Raw genomic sequence first — 23,596 nt, 5'->3', positions numbered from 1 at the left:
ACTCGCTCAGCTGATCTTGAAGCGCGCCACCGACTGCCGCAGCTCCTCGGCAGTGCGCGAGAGCTGCCGGACCAGCTGCGCGGTGGACCGGGTGCCTTCGCCGGTCTGCTCGGTGACCGCGAAGATGTGCTGGATGTTCTGCGCGACGATGGTCGCCGACTCGGCCTCCAGGCGGGACTGCGCCGAGATGGCCTCGATCAGTTCGGCGAGCTGGCGCGAGACACGGTCGATCTCGGTCAGCGCGGTGCCGGCGTTGTCGGAGAGCTTGGCGCCCTCGACCACGCCCTGGGTCGAGCGCTCCATCGCCACCACCGCATCGGCGGTGTCGGTCTGGATGGTCTTGACCAGCGCCGCGATCTGGCGGGTGGCATCGGCCGAGCGCTCGGCCAGGCGCTGCACCTCCTCGGCCACGACCGAGAAGCCGCGCCCCGCCTCGCCGGCCGACGCCGCCTGGATCGCCGCGTTCAGCGCCAGCACGTTGGTCTGCTCGGTGATGTCGGAGATCAGCTCGGTGATCTCGCCGATCTCCTGCGAGGACTCGCCCAGCCGCTTGATGCGCTTGGAGGTCTCCTGGATCTGCTCGCGGATGGTGTTCATGCCGCCGATGGTGTCGAGCACCGCGGTCAGGCCCGAGGTCGCCGCCGACAGCGAATGGCGCGCCACGTCGGCCGACTGCTGCGCCTGGCCCGAGACGCGCTGGATGCGCCCGGCCATCTGCAGCACCGCCTCGCCGGTCTCGCGGATCTCGCGCAGCTGCTCGTCGGACGCGGCCAGCAGCTCGGTGGAGGTGGCCTCGACCTGCTGCGTGGTGTCGGTGACGCGCGCCACCGTGCCCTGCACCTGCGAGACGAGCGAGCGCAGCTCCTCCACGGTGTAGTTCACCGAGTCGGCGATCGCGCCGGTGATGTCCTCGGTCACGGTGGCCTGCTGCGTCAGGTCGCCTTCGGCCACGGTCTGCAATTCGTTCATCAGCCGCAGGATCGCCGCCTGGTTGGCGTCGTTGACGCGCTTGGCCTCGCGCTCCTGGCGTTCGGCCTCCAGGCGCTGGCTGTCCGACAGCAGCGCGCGGGTGCGCTGGTCATGGGTGAAGACCATCAGCAGGCCGACGCCACCGACCGCGCCCAGCAGCAGCGACACCGCCAGCAACGCCACATTGAACCAGCCCAGCCCGCCGGCCGAGCCGATGCCGGTGCGCACCTGCTCCAGGCCGAGGCGCAGCACCTCGGCATCGGTGATGATCGCGGCCTGGGCCTCGCGGGCCGACACCAGGCCCTGCAGATTGCCCAGGATCGCGCCGGCCTGGACGCGCAGCTCGTCATGTGCCTTCAGCAGCGCCTCGAGCCGGGCGCGCAGCGCCGGGTCGCGGGTGGCGGTCAGGCGCAGGTCGGCATTGCCGTCGAGCAGGCCGCGGGCGATGTCGCGGAAGCTGTTGAGATCCTTGCCGAGCAGGAACAGCGCCTCCGGCGAGACGCCCTCGATCGTCAGCGCCTCGTTGGCGGACTTGCCGATGCGCTGGGTCAGCATCACCAGCCGGCCGGCGGCCGACACCTCGGCCGGCAGCGCATCCTGCTGCACCTTGGCCGCGGCCACCGCCTCGGCGGTCTCCAGCAGCTCGCCGGACTGGCGGTTGATCGCCTTGAGCGCCTGCGAGACCTGGGTCAGCAGCTTTTCCTGCGCCAGCACGGTGGCGGCATGGCGCTCGGTCTTCTCGACCACCGCCAGCAGCGGCTCGATCTGGCCGCGCGCATGCAGCGGCAGCGCCTGCAGGCCGGTCTCGGGCCGGCCGCCATGCAGGCCGCGCACATCGGCCGACAGCACCGCGGCGGCATCGCGCACCTCGGCAAAGGCCTCGGGCCGGCCGGCCACCGCCTGCAGCACCGACTTGGCCAGCCGCTGCGACTGCATCAGCGCCTGGCCGGTCGCGCCGACCTGCGCGGCACTGCCGCCGGCCGAGCGTGCGGTCAGCACCGAGGCCAGCACCAGGCCGAGCACGCCCGCCGCCAGCACGCCGCCGAGCAGGCGCTGCTGGCGGTCGGACGACCAGTGGCCGATCAGCGGCAGGCGCGCACCCGATCCCGGCTGCGGCTGGCGCTCGAGGGCTTCAGCCACGCGACGCGGCCCGGCCACCGCCAGCACCGAGGGCGAGGCCTCGCTGATGATCGCGTCAGGCACCGACACGGTGGTGCCCAGCCCGCTGTCCTGGACGGTGTCGCGCAGATCGGCCTCGAGGCCCGAATACGGGCCGGAGAGCGAGGAATCCTCGTGCTGCGCGGCATCGCGGTCCTTGCGGCCGCGCCCCTTGAGCCTGTCCATGAAACTCATCCACGCCTCGTCTTTCCTGTGTCTTGTCGTCCGGACGCCGGCAGCGGCGACCGGCGGGGTCATCGGGCGGCGACGATGCGCAGGAAACGCTCCTCGCGCGGCAGCATCGACAGCCGGATCTCCTGCCACAGCCGCCCGGCCCCGTCGCGCCAGCAGCCCCCGGCGAAGGCGGGCGCCGTCGCGTCGGCCGACGCCACCGCCTGCATCTGCTCAGGATGGCGCAGCCCGGCCAGCCGATCGACCAGCAGCGCCACATTGATGTCCAGGCTCGGGTTGAAGGCCACCACATGCGCCTGGTCGCGCACCGCGACGGGCACCCGCTCTCGCAGGCCCAGCACCCCGGCCAGATCGACCACGCCGGTCAGCGAGCCGCGCAGATTGGCCACGCCCAGGAACCAGGGTTCGGTGTGCGGCACCTCCAGCAGTGCACCGGGCTGGAAGATCTCGCCGGCCTCGGCCAGCGGGAACAGCAGCGCCTGGCCGGCGCACTCGACCGCCAGCCAGCCCGACACATGCTCGATGCTGCGCACCTCCTGCAGCCGCTCGGCCAGGCGCCCCTGCAGGGCCCTGAGCGCTTCCTTGTTGGCCATCGTCGCGTCCCGTCCTGTGGTGGGCCGGCTCAGCCGAAGGCCCGGATCTTCTGGACGAGCTCGCCCGGATCGACCGGCTTGACCACATAGTCGCGCGCGCCCTGGCGCATGCCCCAGACCTTGTCGGTCTCCTGGCCCTTGCTGGTGCACATGATCACCGGCACGTCGGCATAGCGCGGATCGCGGGTGATGGTGCGGGTGAGCTGGAAGCCGTTCTGCCCGGGCATGACCACATCCATCAGGATCAGGTCGGGCTTTTCCTCGGCGATGCGGCGCAGCGCCTCGTCGCCGTTCTCGGCGGTGCGGACACGGTAGCCCTGGCGCACCAGCAGGTCCGACAGCACATGCAGCTCGGTGCGGGAATCGTCGACCAGCAGGATGCTGCGGATGGTCATCGGGTCAGCCCCGCTCACGCCTCGACCCGGCCATGCTGCTGCACGGCCTGCAGCAGCTGGTCCTTGGTGAAGGGCTTGGTCAGATAGTCCTCGGAGCCGACCATGCGGCCACGCGCCTTGTCGAACAGCCCGTCCTTGGACGACAGCATGATCACCGGCACGCTGGCGAACTGCGGATTGCGCTTGATGATCGCGCAGGTCTGGTAGCCGTCCAGGCGCGGCATCAGGATGTCGCAGAAGATCAGGTCGGGACGGTGGTCGCTGACCTTGGCCAGCGCGTCGAAGCCGTCCTCGGCCAGCACCACCTCGCAGCCGCCCTGCTTCAGGAAGATCTCGGCGCTGCGGCGAATGGTGTTGCTGTCGTCGATGACCAGCACCCGCATCGCGGTGCGCTCGCGTGCCGCATCGAGGGGCGTCGAATCAGGTTCCAGTTCCACGGCGACCTTTCCTCGGTTGAAGCCATCGTCAGCGTTGCAGGGCCAGGACCGGCCACCGCGGAACAGGCGCCGGTCCGCGGACCCTGCGGGGGTCAGATCTCGACCATCTCGAAGTCGTCCTTGCGGGCGTCGCACTCCGGGCAGGTCCAGTTCATCGGCACGTCCGCCCAGGCGGTTCCGGGCGCGATGCCGTGCTCGGGATCACCGGCGGCCTCGTCATAGATCCAGCCACAGATCAGGCACATCCAGGTTTTCGGGGAACTCACGGCAGAGGGTCAGCTTGTCACTACAATGGCTGAGGATTGTAGCCACTGGCCTTGCCCGAAAAGCAAGAACAGGCAGCAAGCTCCGCAACAATTCCCAGAAACCTCCCGCGCCCGAATACCCCCGGATGAACCCCATCGCAACCGATCCCGCCAGCGAAGACCCCCAGGACCTGCCGGCCCCGGCTTGCGTGATGAGCTTCAATGCCAGTGACGCCACCGGTGCCGGCGGCATCGCCGGCGACATCGCCACCATCGCCGCGATGGGCGCGCATGCGCTGCCGGTGGTCGCCACCATCGTGATGCGAGACACCGCCGAGGTCTTCGAGCAGGTCACGCTCGAGGCCGACGCGGTGACCGAACAGGCCCGCGGCGTGCTGGAAGACGTGACCCTCTCGGCCTGGAAGGTCGGCTTTCTCGGCAATGCCGAGACGGTCGGCGCCGTCGCCGAGGTGCTCTCCGACTATCCCGACGTGCCGCTGGTCACCTACCTGCCCACGCTGTCCTGGATGGACGACGAGGACGAGGCCCAGGCCTATCTCGACGCGCTGCGCGAGCTGGTGCTGCCGCAGACCGAGGTGCTGGTGGGCAACCAGAAGACGCTGACCGACTTCCTGCTGCCCGAGTGGGACGCCGAGCGCCCGCCCTCCGCACGCGAGCTGGCGGTGGCCGCCGGAGAGCATGGCGCCAGCTATGTGCTGGTGACCGGCGTGCAGCTGCCCAACAACCAGGTCGACAATGTGCTGGCCTCGCCGCAGGGCGCGATCACCGGCGAGAAGTTCGAGCGCTTCGACACCAGCTTTATCGGTGCCGGCGAGACGCTGTCGGCGGCGCTGGCCGCACTCCTGGCCACCGGCCAGGAGCTGCATCTGGCGGTGTCGGAAGCGCTGGCCTTCCTCGACCAGTCGCTCGACGCGGGCTTCCGTCCGGGCATGGGCAATGTCGTGCCCGACCGCTTCTTCTGGGCGCTGCCGCCCGAGGACGAGGAAGGCGAGGACGGCGCCGAGGACCCGATGGCCGCCGGCCTGGAGCCGACGCCCGGCAAGCCGCGCAGCATCCACTGATCCTTCCTTCGGCCGATCGGGGTCCGCCCGGACCGGACGGACGCCCGCGGCCCCCACAAGACCGCCGGCTCCGACCGGCCCGCGACCGATGACCACCAACGACCAGCTGTTCGAGCGTGCCCGCCAGGTGATTCCCGGCGGCGTCAATTCTCCCGTGCGCGCCTTCCGCGCCGTCGGCGGCACGCCGCGCTTCATCGCACGCGCCCAGGGCGCGTACATGTGGGACGCCGAGGGCACCCAGTACATCGACTACATCGGCTCCTGGGGCCCGATGATTCTCGGCCACGGCCACCCGGCGGTGCTGGAGGCGGTGCAGAAGGCCGCGGTCGAGGGCTTCAGCTTCGGCGCGCCCACCGAGCGCGAGGTTGAGCTGGCCGAGGAGATCATCCGCCACGTGCCGAGCATCGAGCAGGTGCGCCTGGTCAGCTCCGGCACCGAGGCCGGCATGAGCGCGATCCGCCTGGCGCGCGGCGCCACCGGCCGCTCGAAGATCATCAAGTTCGAGGGCTGCTACCACGGCCACGCCGATGCGCTGCTGGTCAAGGCCGGCTCGGGCCTGGCGACCTTCGGCCACCCGACCAGCGCCGGCGTGCCGGCCGAGGTGGTGCAGCACACGCTGGTGCTCGAGTACAACAACCTCGAGCAGATCGAGGAGGCCTTCACGGCCCACGGGCCCGAGATCGCCTGCGTGATGATCGAGCCGATCGCCGGCAACATGAACTTCGTGCGCGCGGCCGTGCCTTTCGTGCGTCGCATCCGCGAGCTGTGCGACCAGCATGGCGCGCTGTTCATCTTCGACGAGGTGATGACGGGCTTCCGGGTCGCGCCGGGCTCGGCGCAGAGCCTGTACGCCGCGGCGATTCCCGGCTTCCGCCCGGACATCTCGGTGTTCGGCAAGGTCATCGGCGGCGGCATGCCGCTGGCGGCCTTCGCCAGCTCGCGGCGCATCATGGCGCACCTGGCGCCGCTGGGCGGCGTCTACCAGGCCGGCACACTCAGCGGCAACCCGGTGGCCACCGCCTGCGGCCTGGCCACGCTGCGCGAGATCAGCCGCCCCGGCTTCTTCGACGCGCTGGGCGCCAAGACCCGCGCGCTGGTCGACGGCCTGAAGGGCGCGGCCGACGCGGCCGGCGTGCCCTTCTGCGTCGACAGCCAGGGCGGCATGTTCGGCTTCTTCCTGATGCCGGAGCTACCGCAGAACTACACCACGGTGATGACCACCGACCAGCCGCGCTTCAACCGCTTCTTCCACGGCATGCTGGAGCGCGGCATCTACCTGGCGCCGGCGCTGTATGAAGCCGGCTTCGTCAGCGCTGCGCACACCGACGCCGACATCGCCGCGACGGTGGCCGCCGCCGCCGAGGTCTTCCGCACCCTCTGATCCCTTGTCTCCACGCACGATGAGCGACGACACCGCCCTGCCCCGCGCCTCGCAACCCACCGGCGCCTGCCTGTTCGACGGCCAGCCGGCCGTGCATCTGCGCTCGCCCGCCGGCGCGCAGGCCACCGTCCTGCTGCACGGCGCGCATGTCGTGTCCTGGATTCCGGCGCTCGGCGAGGAGCAGCTCTACCTCTCGCCCACCAGCGCGCTGGGCGGCACGGCCGCGGTGCGCGGCGGCGTGCCGGTGATCTTCCCGCAGTTCAACCAGCAGGGCCCGCTGCCCAAGCACGGCTTCGCGCGCAACCGCGCCTGGGCGCTGCAGGAGGCCACCGTGCGCGGCGAGCACGCCTTCGCGGTGCTGCGCCTGGACGCCGACGAGGCCACCCGCGCGATCTGGCCGCACGGCTTCGCGCTGGAGATGACGGTCAGCGTCGACGCCCGTCGCCTCGAGATGGAGCTGGCCGTCATCAACACCGGCGACAGCACGATCGACTTCCAGGCCGCGCTGCACACCTATCTGCGCTGCGGGGATGTGGGCCGCGCCCAGCTCGAGGGCCTGCAGGGCATCAACTACCAGGACGCGGTGCTCGACCAGCCGCGCCAGCAGTGGGTCGACGTGGTGACCATCGCCCAGGAGCTTGACCGCATCTACTGGGAGGCGCCGCGCGAGCTGCTGCTGCGCGAGGCCGGCCGCAAGGTGCGCATCATCGCCAGCCAGTTCGAGGACACGGTGGTCTGGAACCCCGGCCCCGAGAAATGCGCCAGCCTGCCCGACATGCCCGACGAGGACTGGCCGCAGATGCTCTGCGTCGAGGCCGCGCAGATCGGCAATCCGGTGCGCCTGAGTCCGGGCGAGGAGTGGGCGGGCATGCAGACGCTGGTGGTCGAGGACTGACGCCGACCCGCGTTCAGCTTCACGCCAGCGTGCGCGCCACCCAGTCGGCCACCGCCTGAGACGAGCCGAAATCCTCGACCGAACGCACCGGGATGTGCGGATGGCGCGCCTGCCACATCTTCGCCAGCGTGCGCCCGGGGCCGATCTCCAGCGCGCAGCGTGCGCCGCGCTCGGCCACGCTGTCCATGCAGGCGTCCCAGCGCACCGGCGCGGCGATCTGCGCAGCCAGACCGCGCAGCACGCCTGCACGGTCGCGGCGCGCCACGCCGTCGGCATTGCACGCCAGCCAGAGACGCGGCGCGGCCAGCCTGGCCGCAGCCAGATCCTCGGCGAAGCCCGCTGCGGCGGGCACCATCCACGGCGTGTGCGAAGCCACCTGCACTGCCAGTCGGGTGAGGCGCGCGCCCTGGGCCGCCAGCTCGGCCTGCGCCGCGTCCAGGGCTTCGGCCAGACCCCCGATGACCGCGCTGTCGGGCGCGATGCGGATCGCCAGCGCCAGCCCGTGGCGATCCAGCACCGGCTGCAGGCCCCCGGCCTGCACGCCCTGAACCGCCAGCAGCCCGGTGCGACGTCCGGCCACCGCCTGCGACATGCGCTCGGCCCGCTGCTCGGCCAGCGCCAGTGCGGTGGCGGCATCGCACAGGCCGGCGACGCTGGCCGCAGCCAGCTCGCCGACGCTGTAGCCAGCGACCACGCCCGGCGTCGGCAGCCGCTCGGCCAGCGCCGTCCAGCAGGCCAGCGACAGCCCGGTCAGCAGCGGCTGGGCGAAGCGGTTGTCGCTGGCGCGGTCCGGCTCGGTCAGAGCGGCGCGCCAGTCGGCTCCGATCCGCGCGGCCATCGCCGCCAGCACCGGCGCGCAGGCGGGCGTGCGCTCCAGCCACGGCAGCAGATCCGGGTGCTGCGTGCCCTGGCCGGGAAACAGCAGCGCCAGCGTCATCGTCCCACCCGCTGCAGCCAGCAGGCGGCGGCCAGCATGTCGGCCGCGCCGCCGGGCGACAGCCGCCGGGCGACGAACTCGCGGTGCAGCGCCTGGGCGCGCTCGAGCGCACCCGGCGCGGCTGCACCACCGGCCGCGAGAAAATCGCGTGCCACCCGCTGCACATGGCGCAGTCCCTCCAGGCCGGCGCGGTGGGCCAGATTGGTGTCGTCCAGCGCCGCCATCGCCGCGAACAGCGCCTCCAGCCGCGCCTGCTCCGGGCGCAGGCCCCGCGCCAGCGCGTCCGCCAGCGCCGGATGCACCGCCTCGAACAGCACCGGAAAGGCCTCGGCCGCCTCCAGCCCGGCGCCGCGCAGGCCGTGGCGGCGCGCGGCGATCGCGCCGTTCGACATCGCGCCCGCCGAGCGCTGCGCCCGCGCGACCAGCGCCTCGCCCCACCCCTGGCGCAGCGCGTCACGCAGCGCCGCGGGCGTCGGCTCCTGGCCGTTCGAGCGCAGGCGCCCGGCCGCCGCGCACAGCAGCCCCAGCGTGAAGATCGCACCGCGGTGGGTGTTGATGCCGCCGGTGGCGCGCAGCATGCGGGCCTCGGCCGCCAGGCCCTCCTGCTCCAGCGCGGCAAAGGACGCGCCGGCAGCGCCCAGCCTCGCAAAGGCCGGAAAGGCGCGACGCAGCGAGAACAGGCTGCGCAGGAAGGTCGAGGCGTCCATGTCGGTGTGACTGCCGCTGTCGGCGAAGGACACCAGCCCCGGCTTGGGCGCCAGCGACAGCTCGTCGTGCAGCGCGACCGTGGCGGCGCGGCCCAGGGCCTGGGCCTGTTCGGACCACAGGGGCGGCGACGCACACGGCTGACGCAGCGCGCTCATGCCCCGACCCCACGCTCCAGCGTCACGCCGTGCAGCCGCTTGACCAGCACCTCCCGGGTGCGGCCAGCGCGCCAGGCGGCCCATTCGCGCCAGGCCACCGCAGCGCAGTCCGGCCAGACCAGCTCGCCGTCCAGAGGCGGCAGCGCCGAGCCGTCCTGCGCCGCCAGCAGCAGCGCCACCGCATCGGCCTGCGCCCGGTCCTGCACCGGCAGGCACAGGTCGAGGTCGGAGCTCGGACGCAGGCAGGTCTGGCCGCTGATCAGCTGCCAGCCGTGGCTGCCATGCACCCGGGCCGGACAGTCCAGCACCTGCAGCGCATCCAGCAATCTCTGCATCGGCGCACGGGCCAGCGCCGGCAGCAGCGGCAGCGCCTGGCGCGCCGGCGGAAACTCGCCCAGTCGCGCCACCGAGTCCAGCGGCACCTGCAGCGCCAGCCGCAGGCGCTGCCAGGCCGCCGGCGCCGGCAGCCCCAGGGCCAGCTGCCCCTGCGGATCGACCCGGCCCGCACCGGGCTGACGGGTCACCACCAGCGGCAGGTCATGTTCGGCCCAGAAATGCAGGCAGTCCTGCGCCATCGGCTCGAAGGAGGCGCCAGACTGCGCCAGCAGCCCGGCCCAGCCCGCCGGCGTCAGATGCGCCAGCTGGTGGCGGCGCAGCGCCTCGAGCCCCACCCCCCGGCTCATGCTCATGCCGACAGCACCTGCCGAATGACCGTGTCGGCCAGCCGCCGCCCGCCACGCGCCAGACCGTCGCGGGCCCGCTCGTCCGCGGCCGGCAGATCGGCCAGGGCCAGGCGCAGCGCCTCGGTCAGGTCGCCCTGCCAGAGCCGGCGCACCCCGCCCATCGCGACATAGTTGGCCACGCCCGGCGCGAAGACCGGATTGGCCTGCGACAGCTCGGCCAGCATCGCCTCCGGCAGCCGGGTGATGCGCGCCATCGCCGGCAGGCGCATGACGCGGATCTCGGCGCCGGGCAGCGCGTCGCAGGCATCGGCCATCAGGCCGGAGGTGATGAAGCCGCCCGACAGCGCCTGGTCGTAGACCAGCCCGAGCACCGCATGGCCCTGGCGCCGCGCCAGGTCGATGCACTGCCCCAGATGCGCCATCGCGCGGTGAATGCCCAGCATCTCGTCGTGGCGGCGCAGCTGCTGGCCCTGGGTGTCGATCAGCAGCAGGATCGGGCGGCCCGGCGCGTCGACCACCACCTGCAGCACCGCCTGCGCCTGGCGCAGCGCCAGGTCGAAGCCGATCGCGGCATGGTCGGTGCTGCCGATGACCGCCAGCGTGCGCCCATCGAGCTGCCCGGTGCCCGACAGGAAGACGCCGTCGGCACGCACCGCATGATCGGCACCGAACAGCGCCGTGGCCAGATCGTTCCAGTTCATCGTCAGGCTCCGGTGTCGTCAGCCAGGTGGAGCGGGCGCAGCGCGCGCAGCCGCTCCAGCGCCAGGTCAGGCACCGCCTCGGCCTCGGTCACGCCCAGGCGGCGCCACAGCGCGGTCGCGTCGTCGGCGCCCTGCGCCAGCCGGCTGCGCGCCTCCAGCACGGCCTGCTGCGCCTGCAGGGCCGCCAGCGTCAGCGGCCGGGGGCCCTGCCCGATGGCCAGGAGCGCCGCCGCGCGAAAGGCGGCCACATCGTCCTCGACCAGCAGATCGCAGTCGCCGCAGAGGTAGCGGTGACGCCCGCCGGTGGTGCGCCAGACCCGCGCGCGGTCGCGCGAATCGAATTCCTCGACGCCGTGCGAGGCCTCGATCACCTCCGGCCCGGACATCGCATGGCGGCCGACATCGCTCATCACCACCCGGTCGGCGCAGCTGGCGACGATGCCCATGCCGCCGAAGCAGCCCGCACCGCCGCCGATCAGCACCACCACCGGCAGGCCGGCCGCGCGCAGGTCGAGCAGCGCACGCATCACCTCCGACACCGCGATCAGCCCGGCATTGGCCTCATGCAGCCGCACGCCGCCGGACTCGAGCAGCAGCAGCACCGCCTCGGGGCATTCGCCCTGGGATGACCCCTGCGCGGTCTGCGCCGCCTGCGCCCGGCGCAGCAGGCCGACCAGCTTGGCGCCATGCACCTCGCCGACGCCGCCGCCCATGAAGGCCCCTTCCTGCGCCGCGACGAAGACCGGCCGGCCACCCAGCCGCGCGCGGCCGATCGCCACGCCGTCGTCGAAGGCCGACGGCACGCCGAGCGCGGCCAGATGCGGGCTGGCGACGCGCTGCGCCGGCGGCAGCCATTCATGGAAGCTGCCGGCATCCAGCAGCGCGGCCAGGCGCTCGCGGGCGCTGCATTCGGCATAGCTCAGGCGGCTCATGTGCGGTCTCCGGCCAGCAGCTCGGCCTCGGCCTGCGCCAGGCGCAGCGCCACCACGGCCGGCGTGGCGCCCATGTCGTTGATCGACACCCGCAGCCCCGACCAGCGGTGGCGGGCATGGAAGTCCGCCAGCACCGCGGCCCAGATCGGCCGGAAGCCCCGCGCCGACGTCTCGACGCGGATGCGGCAGTCCGGGCCGTCATGCGGCTCCATCAGCACCTCCAGATGACCGGAGCCGACCACGCCGACCAGCACCGGCGCAAAGGCACCGACGGTCCGGGTGCCGGGAAAGGAGAACTCGAGCGCGTCGAGTCCGGGGGACGGTGTGCTCATCGTGATGTCCGTGGCGGTTCGTGGCTTTCGAGGCGTCAAGGCGTCGTGGCCTACCAGTGGCGAAAGCGGGCCGGCGGCGCATACAGCCCGCCGGAGGCCTCGACCAGATCGCGCATCGAGCGCGCCGCCAGCAGCTGGCGGCTGGCCTGGCGCGGATCGATGCCCAGATCCTCGGGGCGGCGGATCACGCCGCGGTCGCGCAGGTTCTCCACCATGCGCCGATCACGCCCGAGCCCGACCGGGGTGTAGCCGGCCACGCCGCGGATCGCCTGCTCGCGCTCCTCGTCGGTGCGGCACAGCAGCAGGTTGGCGATGCCCTCCTCGGTCAGCACATGCGTGACGTCCTCGCCGTAGACCATGATCGGCGGCAGCGCCATGCCGGCCTGCTCGGCCAGGGTCCAGGCGTCCAGCCGCTCGACGAAGGCGGGCTGCATGTGCTCGCGGAAGGTCTCGACCATCTGCACCACCAGCTTCTGGCCGCGTGGCGTGCCGCGGGCGCCGCCCAGGCCTTCGCGGGCCTGCGCGCCCGCCTTCAGCCATGCGGGGCTGGCATGGCGCCGGCCGCGGGCGTCGGCGCCCATGTTCGGCGCACCGCCAAAGCCGGTGATGCGCCCGAGCGTCGCGGTGGAGCTGTTGCCGGCCAGATCCATCTGCAGCGTCGAGCCGATGAAGAGGTCGCAGGCATAGTGCCCGGCGGCCTGACTGAAGGCGCGGTTGCTGCGCAGGCTGCCGTCGGGGCCGGTGAAGAACACGTCGGAGCGGGCGCGGATGTAGTCCTCCATGCCCAGCTCCGAGCCGAAGGAGTGGATCGACTGCACCCAGCCCGCTTCGATCGCCGGGATCAGCGCCGGGTGCGGGTTCAGCGCCCAGTGCTGGCAGATCCGGCCCTTCAGACCGAGCGATTCGCCATAGGTCGGCAGCAGCAGCTCGATCGCCGCGGTGTCGAAGCCGATGCCGTGGTTCAGCCGCTGCACGCCGTATTCGGCGTAGAGCCCCTTGATGGCCATCATCGCCATCAGCACCTGGATCTCGCTGATCTGCGCCGGGTCGCGGGTGAACAGCGGCTCGATGACATTCGGGCGCGGCGCCTTCACCACGAAGTCCACCCAGCCGGCCGGCACGTCCACCCGCGGCACGCGCTCGACGATCTCGTTGACCTGCGCGATGACGATCCCGCCGCTGAAGGCGGTCGCCTCGACGATGGCCGGCGTGTCCTCGGTGTTGGGGCCGGTGTAGAGATTGCCGTCGGCGTCGGCGCTGTGCGCGGCGATCAGCGACACGCGGGGCGTCAGGTCGACGAAGTAGCGGGCGAACAGCTCCAGATAGGTGTGGATGGCGCCGATGCGGATCTGCCCGCGCGACACCAGCGAGGCCAGCCGCCCGCCCTGCGGCCCGGAGAACGAGAAGTCCAGCTTCGAGGCGATGCCGAGGTCGAACACATCCAGATGCTCCGGCAGCGCGAGCACCGACTGGACCATGTGCAGGTCATGGACCCGCTCGGGGTCGACCTGCACCAGCGCCTTGGCGAGGAAGTCGGCCTGCTTCTGGTTGTTGCCCTCCAGGCAGACGCGGTCGCCGGGCGCCAGCACCGCGTGCAGCAGCGCGACCACCGCCTCGGCCTCGGCATCGGCCCGGGCCTCGAGACGCTTGCCGTGCAGGCGGGCGCCAAGCGCCTCGGCGGCGCGGGCCAGCCGGACCTGGCGGTCCTGCTGGCGCTGGTTCCAGGGGAAATCCATCGTGTCGCTCGCTCGTGCGGCCGCTCAGTCGGCCTTGATGTTGCCGGCCCGGATCACCTCGGCCCAGCGCCGGGTCTCGGCCGTGACGAAGTCGCCGAAGTCCTTGCCCGCCAGCGTCGGCGTCTCGGCGCCGAGGTTGTTCCAGGCCGCCTTCAGCTCGGGGCTGGCCAGCGCGGTCTTCAGCTCGGCGCCCATGCGCTCGACCACCTCCCTGGGCGTGCCCTTCGGCGCCCACAGGCCGTACCAGGTGGCGACCTTGTAGGTCGGCACGCCGGCCTCGGCCGCGGTCGGAATGTCGGGAAATCCGGGCGCGCGCCGATCGCCCGCCACCGCGATGGCGCGCAGCCGCCCGCCCTTGACGTGCGTGGCCGACGAGCCCAGGCCGTCGAACATCATGTCCACCTGACCGCCCATCAGGTCCTGCAGCGCCGGACCCGCACCCCGGTAGGGAATGTGGGTGATGAAGGTGCCGGTCTGCATCTTGAACAGCTCGCCGGCCAGATGGTGCGATGAGCCGTTGCCGGCCGAGCCGTAGGTCAGCCGTCCCGGCTTGGAGCGGATGAAGGCCAGCAGCTCCTTCAGGTCCTTGACCGGCACCTTCTGCGGGTTGACGACGATGACCTGCGGCACGCTGGCCACCAGCGCGACCGGCACGAAGTCGCCCGCCAGGCTGTAGTCGAGCTTCGGATAGATCGACGGCGCGATGGTGTGGTGCACCCCGCCCATGAACCAGGTGGTGCCATCGGGCGCCGCCTTGGCCGCCACGCCGGCGCCCAGATTGCCGCCGGCGCCGCCCTTGTTGTCGATGATGACCTGGTGGCCGAGCTGCTTCGTGAGCTGCGCCGACAGCGGACGCGCGAAGGCATCGGTGCCACCGCCGGCCGGAAAGGGCACGACCAGCGTGATCGGGCGGCCCGGCCAGGCAGCCTGGGCCCAGGCGGGCAGCGGCAGGGCGACGGCGGCGGCGGCAGCCGCGGCGCACAGCATCAGCACCGGACGGCGCGACACGGTGAAAGGGGGCATGGCTTGTCTCCTGGTGGGCAGCGTCCGCGCTGCCTCGGCTTGGCGTCTGGAATCCATGACCCGGACGGACCGGGGTGCACGCATCGTCGGTCATCAGGCACGATCGCGCCATTCGCTTTCGATTGAGGCCGCCTTCGACCCGGGTTGAGGGCGCCTGCCCCGGCGCTGGAGCCCTTGCCCGTGATCAACCTGAACCGATTCGACCTCGTCTCGCTGCGCCTGTTCGTCGCGGTGGTGGACGCCGGCAGCCTGACGGCCGGCGCCGACCGCTTCGGCATCTCGCTGGCCGCGGCCAGCAAGCGCATCAACGAGCTGGAGCAGCACTGCGGCCTGACGCTGCTGCAGCGCGGCCAGCGCGGCGTGAGCACCACCGCCGGCGGCCAGCTGCTGCACCGCCACGCCATCGAGGTGATCGCCCGGCTCGAGCAGCTGGCGCTGGCGGTGGAGGATGTGCACGGCGGCGCCGGCGCGCACCTGCGGCTGTGGGCCAATCCGTCGGCCTTCAGCGGCTTCCTGCCGCGGCTGCTGTCGGCCTACGCGGCGCGCCACCCGAAGGTGCGCATCGACCTGGAGGACGCCCTCAGCGAGGACGGCGTGCGCGCGGTGCAGAAGGGCCAGGCCGAGCTGGCCGTCATCGGCGACAACGTGCCCTGCGAGGGCCTGGAGACGCGGCTGTGCAACATCGACCGGCTGGTGCTGCTGGTGCCGGCCGGCCATGCACTGGCGCAGGGCACGGGCGTGCAAGTCTCGGCCGCCTTCGCGCATGACCTGGTCACGCTGCCACGCAGCGCCTCGCTGACCCGCAAGGTCATGGCCGCGGCCGAGGCGGTCGGCCACACGCCGCGCATCCGGGTGCAGGTGCGCAGCTTCGACTCGATGTGCCGCATGGTCGCCTGCGGCCTGGGCCTGGCGATCCTGCCCGAGGCCGCCGCCGCGCTGTACGCCCAGGCGCTGGCGCTGAAGGTGCAGCCGCTCGAGGGTCTGGAGGTCGAGCGCCGGCTGCTGCTGGCGATGCGCAGCCGCGCCGACCTCTCGCCTCAGGCCGAGGCGCTGGTGGCGATGATCGAGGCGGAGCTGGGCGCGACTGGCGGCCCCGACGTGCATCTGGCGCACGAATGAAATGCGCGCGGCCGGGCTGTCGCCGATGACGACCCGCCGCTAGGCTCGGGGCTCGTCTTCACGCGATCCAGGAATGCCGCTGCCATGACTTCACGCCCCGCCCCACCCTCGGCCGATCTGCTGCGCGGCTCGCAGGCCGACGAGCTGTCGGCGCTGCTGGCGCTGCGTGCCCACGGCTCGCTGGCCGGCGCGGCACGCCAGCTCCAGCGCCACCCGTCAGTGCTGTCGCGCCGGCTGGATGCGCTGGAGCGGCGCCTGGGCGTGCGGCTGGTCGAACGCTCGACCCGGCGGCTGCGCTTCACCGAGGCCGGGCAGCAGCTGGCCGACCGGCTCGGCGAAGCCAGCCGCCTGATCGCCGATGCGCAGGCCGAGGCCGCGCGGGGCGCCGCCGAGGTGCGCGGCCGGCTGCGCCTGGCGCTTCCGGCCGCGATGGGCCGGCGCCTGCTCGGACCGATGATCGCGGAGTTCGCGCTGGCGCATCCGCAGATCTCGCTGGAGGTGCACCATGCCGAGCGCCGGGTCGACCTGATCGACGAGGGCTTCGATGCCGCCATCCGCATCGGCACGCTCGACGACAGCCGGCTGACCGCACTGAAGCTGCACGAACACCGCCGGCTGCTGTGCGCAGCGCCCACCTACCTGGCCCGGCGCGGTCGCCCCCAGGATCCGGACGATCTGGCGAGCCACAACCTGCTCGGCTTCACCGGCCTGGACTCACATCCTCACTGGCGTCTGCGGCGCGACGGCCAGCTCCGGGTGGTGACTGTGCGTGGCAGCCTGAGCGGCAACGACAACGAGGCGCTGCTGGGCGCCGCCTGCCTGGGCGTGGGCGTGCTGATCGCCGGCGACTGGCTGGTGGCACCACACCTGGCCGGTGGCTCGCTCGAACCGGTGCTGCCCGACTGGCAGCCCGAGGGTGACGGCGCCATCCATCTGGTGCGCCCCTCGGCACGCTTCACCAGCGCCGCGATGGAGGCCTTCCGGCAGTGGTCGCTCGACTGGTTCTCACGCACGCCCTGGCTGCCTTCGCTCGCTCCGCATCCTCCGTCTTCCTGTGCTCTGCCATGAATGCCCGCTCCGTCAACACCGCGTCTTCCTCCCCCATCGTCGTGGACAGCGCCATGCCGCTGCTCTTCGTGCTGCTGTGGAGCACCGGCTTCATCGGCGCGCGCTTCGGCCTGCCCGACGCCGGACCGATGAGCTTCCTGTCGGTGCGCTACGCCGCGGTGATCGTGCTGATGGGCGCGCTGGCGCTGGCGCTGCGCGCGCCCTGGCCGCGCAGCCGGCGCGAGGCGCTGCACATTGCGGTCTCGGGGCTGCTGGTGCACGGTGTCTACCTCGGCGGCGTGTTCACCGCGATCTCGCACGGGCTGCCGGCCGGCGTGACCGCGCTGGTGGTCGGCCTGCAGCCGCTGGTGACGGCGCTGGGCGCGCGCACCTTCCTGGGCGAGCAGGTGCGCCCGCGCCAGTGGGCCGGGCTGGCGCTGGGCCTGGCCGGCGTGGCGCTGGTGGTGGCGCACAAGGCCGGCACGGTCGCGCCCGGCGCGCTGGGCACGATGCTGGCGCCGGCCGTCGTCGCGCTGCTGGGCATCACCGCAGGCACGCTCTACCAGAAGCGCTTCTGCCCGTCCTTCGACCTGCGCACCGGCTCGGTGCTGCAGTTCCTGCCCTGCCTGATCCTGACCGGCGCGCTGGCGCTGGCCGAGACGCAGCCGGTGCGCTGGACCGGCAACTTCGTCTTCGCGCTGGCCTGGCTGGTGCTGGTGCTCTCGCTGGGCGCGGTCACGCTGCTGAACCTGCTGATCCGCCGCGGCAGCGCGGTGCATGTCGCCAGCCTGTTCTACCTGACCCCGCCGACGACCGCGCTGATCGCCTGGGCGCTGTTCGACGAACAGCTGGGCCTGCCCGCGCTGGCCGGCATGGCGCTGGCGGCGGCCGGGGTGGGGCTGGCGCGTCAGCCGGCCTCCCCCAGACACACCCCGATCTCCCGCGCGCACACCAGCAGCGGATGATCCAGCGGCACGCGCCGGTTCTGGCCGGCGACCGCGGCCAGCGGCACGCTGGCCAGCCGCCCGTCCTGCAGCGTGACCATGCGCCCGAACTGGCCGCGGCGCAGCAGGTGCGCGGCCTCGTTGCCGTACTGCGTCGCCAGCACCCGGTCGAAGGGCGTGGGGCTGCCGCCGCGCTGCACATGGCCCAGGACGGTGGCGCGCACCTCGGCGTCGACCCGCGGCTGCAGCCGCTCGCGCAGCAGGTGCGCCACGCCCCCGAGGCGGATCGGATCGGGGCTGCCGGCGACCGCGCGCTCGACCGTCAGCGTGCCGCCGACCGGCCTGGCGCCCTCGGCGATGCAGATCAGCGTGGCGCGGCGGCGCGCGTGGCGCTCGCGGCAGACGGCGGCGACGCGCTCGAGGTCGAAGTCGATCTCCGGCAGCAGGATCACGTCGGCCGCGCCGGCCAGCCCCGCCTCCAGCGCGATCCAGCCGGCGTAGCGGCCCATCGTCTCGACGATCATCACGCGGCCGTGGCTCTGGCCGGTGGTCTCGACCCGCTCGAGCGCCTCGGTCACGGTGGCCACCGCGGTGTCGAAGCCGAAGCTGCGCTCGCAGCCGGCGATGTCGTTGTCGATGGTCTTGGGCACGCCCACCATCGGCACGCCGCCGACCTCGCCGAGCCGCGCCGCCATCGTCATCGTGCCGTCGCCGCCGATGGTCACCAGCGCGTCCAGCCCCAGCTCGCGCTGGTAGGCCACGACCTCGGCCGCGACGTCGCGGCCGCGCCAGGCAAACGGGCTGGCGGTGTTGCTGGTGCCCAGGATGGTGCCGCCGGTGGCGAGAATGCCGCTGACCTCGTCCCAGCCCAGCGGGCGCACCCGGCGCTCGATCAGGCCGAGAAAGCCGTCCTCGATGCCGATCACCTCGGCGCCGCACTGGCGGATCAGCGACTTGGTGACGGCGCGGATGACCGCGTTCAGGCCGGGGCAGTCGCCGCCGCCGGTGAGCATGCCGATGCGCATCAGAGGTACCTCTCGGTTTTCAGTTCGGTCGGTTCGGTCGGTTCGGTTGAACCGCAGCCCCGGCAGATGCGGGGGCCGGAAGGTGGCCAGTCTAGGGGGACTCCGCTCGGCGGACCTTGAGCCGGATCCTAGAATCGCTGTCCATGCACATTCACATCCTCGGCATCTGCGGCACGTTCATGGGCGGCGTCGCGGCGCTGGCCCGCGAGGCCGGTCATCGCGTCACCGGCTGTGACGCCAATGTCTACCCGCCGATGAGCGACCAGCTGCGCGCGCTCGGCATCGACCTGATCGAGGGCTTCGCGCCCGAGCAGCTCGCGCTCAAGCCCGACCTGTTCGTGGTCGGCAATGTCGTCAGCCGGGGCAACCCGCTGATGGAGGCGATCCTGGACGCCGGCTTGCCCTATGTCAGCGGCCCGCAGTGGCTGGCCGAGAACGTGCTGGCCGGCCGCCATGTGCTGGCGGTGGCCGGCACGCACGGCAAGACCACCACCACCTCGATGCTGGCGTGGATCCTGGAGGCGGCCGGGCTGCAGCCGGGCTTCCTGGTCGGCGGCGTGCCGCAGAACTTCGGCGTGTCGGCGCGGCTGGGGCGCCTCGGGGCCCCGGGCGAGCGCACACCCTTCGTCATCGAGGCCGACGAGTACGACACCGCCTTCTTCGACAAGCGCAGCAAGTTCGTGCACTACCGCCCGCGCACCGCGATCCTGAACAACCTCGAGCACGACCACGCCGACATCTTCCCGGACCTGGCCGCCATCGAGACGCAGTTCCACCACCTGGTGCGCACCGTGCCGTCGCAGGGCCGGCTGGTGGTCAACATCCGCGAGGAGGCGCTGAAGCGGGTGCTGGCGCGCGGCTGCTGGAGCCCGGTGCAGCATTTCGGCGCTCGCAAGGAAGAGCCCGGCGCGCTGCGCGCCCGCGGCGAGCCGCATGCCTTCGACGTGCTGCGCGGCAGCCTGAAGGTGGGTCGCGTCGAATGGAGCCTGCTGGGCGAGCACAACCAGCTCAACGCGCTGGCCGCCATCGCCGCGGCCGAGCATGTCGGGGTGACGCCGGCGGTGGCCGCCGAGGCGCTCGGCCGCTTCGAGAACGTGCGCCGGCGCATGGAGCTGCGCGGCGAGGCCGGCGGCATCAAGGTCTACGACGACTTCGCCCACCATCCGACGGCGATCCGCACCACCGTCGACGGTCTGCGCCGGCGCGTCGGCGACCAGGCACGCATCCTGGCCGTCTTCGAGCCGCGCTCCAACACGATGAAGCTCGGCACGATGAAGTCGCAGCTGCCGTGGGCGCTGGAGGAGGCCGACCTGTCCTTCTGCCACAGCGGCGGCCTGGGCTGGGACGCGGCCGAGGCGCTGTCGCCGATGGGCAAGCAGGCGCGGGTCTACGGCAGCATTCCCGAGCTGGTCGACGCGGTGGTGCGGCTGTCGCGCCCCGGCGACCATGTGCTGTGCATGAGCAACGGCGGCTTCGGCGGCATCCACGCGAAGCTGCTGGATGCGCTGGCCGCGAAGAAGGCCTGACGCGCATGAGCGGCGCCGCGTCCCCCGCGACCACGCACCTGCTCTATCTGCACGGCTTCCGCTCGTCGCCGCAGTCGATGAAGGCGGCCAAGATGGCGGCCTGGGCGGCGGCGCAGCCGGGGCTTACCTGGTGGTGCCCGCAGCTGCCGCCCTCGCCGGCCGAGGCGATGGCGCTGGTGCGCGAGGGCACACGCCACTGGCCGGCCGGCCGGCGCGCGGTGATTGGCAGCTCGCTGGGCGGCTTCTACGCCACCGCGCTGGCGGGCGACGGCGGCTGGCGCGCGGTGCTGATCAACCCGGCGGTGCATCCGGCGCGCGACCTGGCGAAGTACATCGGCGAGCAGACCGCCTGGCACGATCCGCAGACGCGCTTCTTCTTCCGCGCGGAATTCATCGCCGAGCTGGAGACGATCGACCCCGGCGCGCCGCGCGAGCCCGCCGCCGTCCAGACCTGGGTCGCGCAGGGCGACGAGGTGCTGGACTGGCGCGAGATGGCTGCGCGCCACGCCGCCACCGAGCTGCATGTGCTCGAAGGCGGCGACCACGCGCTCAGCAGCTTCGACGCGCACCGCGACGCGATGCTGCGCTTCCTGCGCCTGCCCCACGATTCCCCCCCCCCTGCCGAAAGACACGCATGCGACTGAAGGACAAGGTCTCGATCATCACCGGCGCCGCCCAGGGCATCGGCCTGGCCACCGCGCTGAAGTTCGCCGCCGAGGGCGCGATCGTCATCGTCTGCGACATGAAGCCCGAGGCGGTGGACGCCGCGGTCGCGCAGTGCCGCGAGGCGGGCGCGCAGGCGACGGGCTTCGCGGTCGACGTCACCGACCGCGGAGCGGTCGACGCGATGGTCGCCGCCGTCAAGGCGCAGTTCGGCCGCATCGACGTGCTGGTCAACAACGCCGGCATCACCCGCGACGCGCGGCTGCAGAAGATGACGCTCGAGCAGTTCGACGCGGTGATCGACGTCAACCTGCGCGCCGTCTTCCACTGCGCCCAGGCGGTGGCCGACACGATGGTCGCGCAGGGCGCGGGCGTGATCCTGAACGCCAGCTCGGTGGTCGGCATCTACGGCAACTTCGGCCAGACCAACTACGCCGCGACCAAGTTCGGCGTCATCGGCTTCACGAAGACCTGGAGCCGCGAGCTCGGCCCCAAGGGCGTGCGCGTCAACGCGGTGGCGCCCGGCTTCATCGAGACGCCGATCCTGTCGACCATTCCCGACAAGGTGATGGACCAGATGCGCGCCGAGGTGCCGCTGCGCCGCCTGGGCCGGCCGGAGGAGATCGCCAATGTCTACGCCTTTCTCGCCAGCGACGAGGCCAGCTATGTCAACGGCGCGGTGCTGGAGGTGGCGGGCGGGCTGACGGTCTGAGACGCGTTCCCCGCCCGCTCCGGAATCAGGGCAGCACCACGCCCGCCTTCGTCGTCACCTTCTGGTGCGCGTAGTCCGCCGCCGCCGGCCGGGCGACCGTGCCCAGCGCGGTGACATGGTCGGCGAAGGTCTGGGTGTAGAGCAGATAGGTGTTGACGAACTTGCCCGCCGCGTAGATCGGCGCGAAGGTCGCATAGCCGTCCTTGCCGCTGGCGACGAAGTCGTTGGTGACCAGCACATAGCTGCGGGCCGGATCGATCGCCGACCAGAGGCCGGTGCTGCGGTTCTTCACCTCGACCTGGCTGAAGCGGCGGCCCTTGGGCTGGCTCAGGTCGAGCGCCCAGCGCAGGCCGGCCGCATACGGATGCGAGCCGTTAGACTGCGCGCTGTCGAGGTGGTTGGCCACCCCGTCCTCCAGCGCCGCGACGATCTGCGCGCCGGTGACCTCCAGCTCGACCAGCACATTGGTGAAGGGCAACACGGTGAAGGCGGTGTTCATCGTGATCGTGCCGGCGGCGATCGCGGTGCGCACGCCACCGGCGTTCTGCAGCGCCACGTCGGCGCGCTTGCTGGCGCGCAGGAAGGCCTCCGCCACCACCTGTGCCGCATCGCTGCCGCGTGCCAGCGTGTTGGCGCTCTCGCAGCCGGCGACGCCGCCGGAGCGGTTGGTGGTCTCGCCCGGCACCCGCACCAGGCACAGCGCCTGGCTGGCCGTGCCGATGGCGCGGGCCTTCTGCGCATCGACCTGCGCGGTGTAGCCGGCCAGCACGCCGGCGGCCACCGGATCGGGCGCAGCCACCTTGATGCCGGCGTCGGCGGCCAGCCGGGCGTTCAGCGCGGTCCGGGTCGCCTCGTCGACCGTGACGAAGGTGCCGGCCTCGTTCTTGCGCTTGAAGCTGTCGCCGATGACCAGCGAGGCCTGGCCGCCGCAGCTCGCCACCGCGCCGCGGGTGTCGAACCTGACATTCATCAGACCGAAGGCCTTGCTGTACTCCCAGGCCTGGCCGATGCAGACCGTCTCGCCGCTGCGGTTCTTCTCGACCGTCGGATAGGGGCCCGAGCTGCTCAGGCCGAAGCGGCTGAAGTCGCCCAGCAGCGTGTGCGAATCGGCGCCGATGATGACGTCGACATCGCTCAATGCCGCCGCCATCCTGCGATCGGCCTCGTAGCCCTGGTGGGTCAGCAGCACGATGTGGCGCACGCCCTGGGCCTTGAGCTCGTCGATGGACTTCTGCGCGGTGGCGGTCTCGTCGAGGAACTGCGTCGTCGCCAGCGGACGCGAGGAGTTGGTGGTCTTGCCGGCGATGTCGATGCCGATGATGCCGACCTTGACGCCGTCATAGGTCTTGATCAGGTAGGGCTTGTGCACCGGCGTGCCGGCCGGCGCCAGCGGCGAGCCGGCCGCCGGCACCACATTGGCCGAGACCACGGTGGTGTCGCAGCCGCCGCCCAGCAGCTGGTCGACGAAGGTCCTGAGCACGCCGTCGCCGTCGTCGAACTCGTGGTTGCCGTAGCCGACCGCATCGAAGCAGACGGTGTTCATCATCTTCGCATCGGCCTCGCCCTTGAAGAAGGTGTAGTACAGCGAGCCGGTCAGCGCATCGCCCGCATGCAGCTTCAGCAGGTTCTTCGTGCCGGCCTGCTGCTGCGCCTTGAACAGCGTCGTCAGCCGGGCAAAGCCGCCCAGCTCGACCTGCGTGGCCACGCCGTCGAGCGTCAGCTCGGTGCCGGGAAAGGCCTCCAGCTGCGAGTGATGGTCGTTGATGTGGGCGATGTTGAGCTCGAGCGCGGCATAGGTGGGCGCCGGCGCCGGGCTGCTGCCGCTGTCGTCGTCGGTGGCGCAGGCGCCCAGCACGGCGGCGGCCATCAGCGCCAGCAGGGTCGGCCGGAAACGGCGGGCAGGGGCGGGACGCAGGCAGGACATGGCGCGGCTCCAATCAGGCGGAAGGCATCGAACGTGAAGAAATGTCGCTGATGCTGCGCAACGACGGTGAACCGGCGATGAC

At 72.2% G+C, this 23,596-nt stretch carries 24 protein-coding genes; 9 read left to right on the top strand and 15 right to left on the bottom strand.

Going from position 1 to position 23,596, the window contains the following annotated elements:
* Positions 1 to 6: 6 nt before the first annotated feature.
* The 5 genes from HZU84_RS03630 to HZU84_RS03610 all read right to left on the bottom strand — a co-directional run bounded on the left by HZU84_RS03630 (position 7) and on the right by HZU84_RS03610 (position 3,989).
* Entirely contained in the window at positions 7 to 2,322 is a 2,316-nt protein-coding gene (locus tag HZU84_RS03630; RefSeq protein WP_149502354.1) for a methyl-accepting chemotaxis protein, read from the bottom strand.
* A 59-nt stretch (positions 2,323 to 2,381) separates the two neighbouring features.
* On the bottom strand, positions 2,382 to 2,912 hold the full coding sequence (locus HZU84_RS03625) for a chemotaxis protein CheW (RefSeq protein ID WP_149502353.1): 531 nt from the start codon (positions 2,910 to 2,912) through the stop codon (positions 2,382 to 2,384).
* Between the two features lie 29 nt (positions 2,913 to 2,941).
* Positions 2,942 to 3,307 (bottom strand): response regulator, encoded by a 366-nt coding sequence (locus HZU84_RS03620; RefSeq protein ID WP_037480979.1) that lies wholly within the window; start codon positions 3,305 to 3,307, stop codon positions 2,942 to 2,944.
* A gap of 14 nt (positions 3,308 to 3,321) precedes the next feature.
* Positions 3,322 to 3,690 carry a response regulator gene (locus HZU84_RS03615; protein ID WP_149505108.1) on the bottom strand — a complete coding sequence of 123 codons (369 nt, stop codon included), beginning with the start codon at positions 3,688 to 3,690 and terminating at the stop codon, positions 3,322 to 3,324.
* Positions 3,691 to 3,836: 146 nt separating this feature from the next.
* Complete coding sequence (locus HZU84_RS03610; RefSeq protein WP_037480977.1) at positions 3,837 to 3,989, bottom strand: rubredoxin; 153 nt, start codon at positions 3,987 to 3,989, stop codon at positions 3,837 to 3,839.
* A 146-nt stretch (positions 3,990 to 4,135) separates the two neighbouring features.
* Here HZU84_RS03610 and thiD point away from each other — a divergent pair, with 146 nt between their 5' ends.
* The 3 genes from thiD to HZU84_RS03595 all read left to right on the top strand — a co-directional run bounded on the left by thiD (position 4,136) and on the right by HZU84_RS03595 (position 7,347).
* Positions 4,136 to 5,071 carry a bifunctional hydroxymethylpyrimidine kinase/phosphomethylpyrimidine kinase gene (gene thiD, locus HZU84_RS03605; RefSeq protein WP_149502352.1) on the top strand — a complete coding sequence of 312 codons (936 nt, stop codon included), beginning with the start codon at positions 4,136 to 4,138 and terminating at the stop codon, positions 5,069 to 5,071.
* Between the two features lie 88 nt (positions 5,072 to 5,159).
* Positions 5,160 to 6,452, top strand: coding sequence for a glutamate-1-semialdehyde 2,1-aminomutase (gene hemL, locus HZU84_RS03600; RefSeq protein ID WP_149502351.1), 1,293 nt, complete (start codon positions 5,160 to 5,162; stop codon positions 6,450 to 6,452).
* Between the two features lie 19 nt (positions 6,453 to 6,471).
* A complete protein-coding gene (locus tag HZU84_RS03595; RefSeq protein WP_149502350.1) occupies positions 6,472 to 7,347 on the top strand; it encodes a D-hexose-6-phosphate mutarotase in 876 nt (291 codons plus the stop codon).
* 19 nt (positions 7,348 to 7,366) lie between these two features.
* Here the strand turns inward: HZU84_RS03595 and HZU84_RS03590 are convergent, their stop codons facing one another.
* Genes HZU84_RS03590 through HZU84_RS03555 form a run of 8 tightly spaced genes read right to left on the bottom strand, consistent with a single transcriptional unit; the run spans position 7,367 to position 14,554 of the window.
* The gene (locus HZU84_RS03590) at positions 7,367 to 8,284 is read right to left on the bottom strand and encodes an ACP S-malonyltransferase (protein WP_149502349.1); all 918 of its coding nucleotides are present in this window, start codon (positions 8,282 to 8,284) and stop codon (positions 7,367 to 7,369) included.
* Positions 8,281 to 9,147: a triphosphoribosyl-dephospho-CoA synthase MdcB gene (gene mdcB / locus HZU84_RS03585; RefSeq protein ID WP_149502348.1), complete on the bottom strand. Its 867-nt coding sequence runs from the start codon at positions 9,145 to 9,147 to the stop codon at positions 8,281 to 8,283. The genes HZU84_RS03590 and mdcB overlap by 4 nt, the downstream gene beginning before the upstream one ends.
* Positions 9,144 to 9,836: a malonate decarboxylase holo-[acyl-carrier-protein] synthase gene (gene mdcG / locus HZU84_RS03580; RefSeq protein WP_244954388.1), complete on the bottom strand. Its 693-nt coding sequence runs from the start codon at positions 9,834 to 9,836 to the stop codon at positions 9,144 to 9,146. The genes mdcB and mdcG overlap by 4 nt, the downstream gene beginning before the upstream one ends.
* A complete protein-coding gene (locus HZU84_RS03575) occupies positions 9,833 to 10,531 on the bottom strand; it encodes a biotin-independent malonate decarboxylase subunit gamma (protein ID WP_149502347.1) in 699 nt (232 codons plus the stop codon). The genes mdcG and HZU84_RS03575 overlap by 4 nt, the downstream gene beginning before the upstream one ends.
* A 2-nt stretch (positions 10,532 to 10,533) precedes the next feature.
* Positions 10,534 to 11,463, bottom strand: a complete 930-nt coding sequence (locus HZU84_RS03570; RefSeq protein ID WP_149502346.1) for a biotin-independent malonate decarboxylase subunit beta — start codon at positions 11,461 to 11,463, stop codon at positions 10,534 to 10,536.
* Positions 11,460 to 11,795, bottom strand: a complete 336-nt coding sequence (gene mdcC / locus HZU84_RS03565) for a malonate decarboxylase acyl carrier protein (RefSeq protein ID WP_149502345.1) — start codon at positions 11,793 to 11,795, stop codon at positions 11,460 to 11,462. The genes HZU84_RS03570 and mdcC overlap by 4 nt, the downstream gene beginning before the upstream one ends.
* A 50-nt stretch (positions 11,796 to 11,845) precedes the next feature.
* On the bottom strand, positions 11,846 to 13,531 hold the full coding sequence (gene mdcA, locus HZU84_RS03560) for a malonate decarboxylase subunit alpha (RefSeq protein WP_149502344.1): 1,686 nt from the start codon (positions 13,529 to 13,531) through the stop codon (positions 11,846 to 11,848).
* A gap of 24 nt (positions 13,532 to 13,555) precedes the next feature.
* On the bottom strand, positions 13,556 to 14,554 hold the full coding sequence (locus tag HZU84_RS03555; RefSeq protein WP_149502343.1) for a Bug family tripartite tricarboxylate transporter substrate binding protein: 999 nt from the start codon (positions 14,552 to 14,554) through the stop codon (positions 13,556 to 13,558).
* Between the two features lie 180 nt (positions 14,555 to 14,734).
* Here HZU84_RS03555 and HZU84_RS03550 point away from each other — a divergent pair, with 180 nt between their 5' ends.
* From HZU84_RS03550 to HZU84_RS03540, 3 genes are all read left to right on the top strand, one after another.
* Positions 14,735 to 15,673, top strand: coding sequence for a LysR family transcriptional regulator (locus tag HZU84_RS03550; protein WP_149502342.1), 939 nt, complete (start codon positions 14,735 to 14,737; stop codon positions 15,671 to 15,673).
* 84 nt (positions 15,674 to 15,757) lie between these two features.
* A complete protein-coding gene (locus HZU84_RS03545; protein WP_149502341.1) occupies positions 15,758 to 16,741 on the top strand; it encodes a LysR family transcriptional regulator in 984 nt (327 codons plus the stop codon).
* A complete protein-coding gene (locus tag HZU84_RS03540) occupies positions 16,738 to 17,685 on the top strand; it encodes a DMT family transporter (RefSeq protein ID WP_149502340.1) in 948 nt (315 codons plus the stop codon). Before HZU84_RS03545 ends, HZU84_RS03540 begins: the two co-directional genes overlap by 4 nt.
* Here the strand turns inward: HZU84_RS03540 and HZU84_RS03535 are convergent.
* The gene (locus HZU84_RS03535; RefSeq protein WP_149502339.1) at positions 17,628 to 18,689 is read right to left on the bottom strand and encodes a 6-phosphofructokinase; all 1,062 of its coding nucleotides are present in this window, start codon (positions 18,687 to 18,689) and stop codon (positions 17,628 to 17,630) included. The genes HZU84_RS03540 and HZU84_RS03535 overlap by 58 nt on opposite strands.
* A 143-nt stretch (positions 18,690 to 18,832) precedes the next feature.
* Between HZU84_RS03535 and mpl the strand changes: the two genes are divergently transcribed.
* Genes mpl through fabG form a run of 3 tightly spaced genes read left to right on the top strand, consistent with a single transcriptional unit; the run spans position 18,833 to position 21,590 of the window.
* Positions 18,833 to 20,215, top strand: coding sequence for a UDP-N-acetylmuramate:L-alanyl-gamma-D-glutamyl-meso-diaminopimelate ligase (gene mpl / locus HZU84_RS03530; RefSeq protein ID WP_149502338.1), 1,383 nt, complete (start codon positions 18,833 to 18,835; stop codon positions 20,213 to 20,215).
* A 5-nt stretch (positions 20,216 to 20,220) separates the two neighbouring features.
* Positions 20,221 to 20,859: a YqiA/YcfP family alpha/beta fold hydrolase gene (locus HZU84_RS03525; RefSeq protein WP_180692778.1), complete on the top strand. Its 639-nt coding sequence runs from the start codon at positions 20,221 to 20,223 to the stop codon at positions 20,857 to 20,859.
* On the top strand, positions 20,850 to 21,590 hold the full coding sequence (gene fabG, locus HZU84_RS03520; RefSeq protein ID WP_149502337.1) for a 3-oxoacyl-ACP reductase FabG: 741 nt from the start codon (positions 20,850 to 20,852) through the stop codon (positions 21,588 to 21,590). Before HZU84_RS03525 ends, fabG begins: the two co-directional genes overlap by 10 nt.
* 25 nt (positions 21,591 to 21,615) lie before the next feature.
* Here fabG and HZU84_RS03515 read toward each other — a convergent pair whose 3' ends face one another.
* Positions 21,616 to 23,514, bottom strand: coding sequence for a bifunctional metallophosphatase/5'-nucleotidase (locus HZU84_RS03515; RefSeq protein ID WP_149502336.1), 1,899 nt, complete (start codon positions 23,512 to 23,514; stop codon positions 21,616 to 21,618).
* Positions 23,515 to 23,596: the final 82 nt, after the last annotated feature.

The sequence above is a fragment of the Sphaerotilus sulfidivorans genome (assembly GCF_013426975.1).
Taxonomy (GTDB): Bacteria; Pseudomonadota; Gammaproteobacteria; order Burkholderiales; family Burkholderiaceae_C; genus Sphaerotilus; species Sphaerotilus sulfidivorans.
The sequence above is the reverse complement of the archived record's forward strand: the minus strand, read 5'-3'. Positions and strand labels throughout refer to the sequence as shown.